This is a genomic window from Christensenella intestinihominis (assembly GCF_001678845.1).
In the GTDB taxonomy this organism is placed as follows: Bacteria; Bacillota; Clostridia; order Christensenellales; family Christensenellaceae; genus Christensenella; species Christensenella intestinihominis.
In genome coordinates, this window is sequence record NZ_MAIQ01000028.1 from 374 (window position 1) to 710 (window position 337).

Genomic DNA, 337 nt, shown 5'->3' on the forward strand with positions numbered 1-337 from the left:
GGGGGGAATCTTCACACACATGTGGATATGGTCTATACACGCATTTGCCTCCACTATCTCGATTCCTTTGTACTCGCACAATTTTCGGAGTATTTTCCCGATTTCTTGCCTGTACTTCCCGTAGATTATTTTTCGCCGATATTTTGGTGCCCACACGATATGATATCGGCAATTCCACTTTGTATGCTCTAATACACTGTCCATTTGTTTGTGCTCCTTTCCTATTTCTCACAGAAGTCGACCAACTTCTAGTTTAATAGGTTTGGAGCGCTTTTCTACCTCAACGGCTTCGCCTTTTTTGAACTCCCCCGCGCAGCGGGGGGATTTCGCTTCGCAT

At 45.4% G+C, this 337-nt stretch carries 1 protein-coding gene; it reads right to left on the reverse strand.

Going from position 1 to position 337, the window contains the following annotated elements; translation table 11 throughout:
- Positions 1-204: IS200/IS605 family transposase (gene tnpA / locus BBD38_RS14990; protein ID WP_235829148.1), on the reverse strand; the 204-nt coding region annotated here is incomplete at its 3' end.
- Positions 205-337 lie beyond the last annotated feature (133 nt).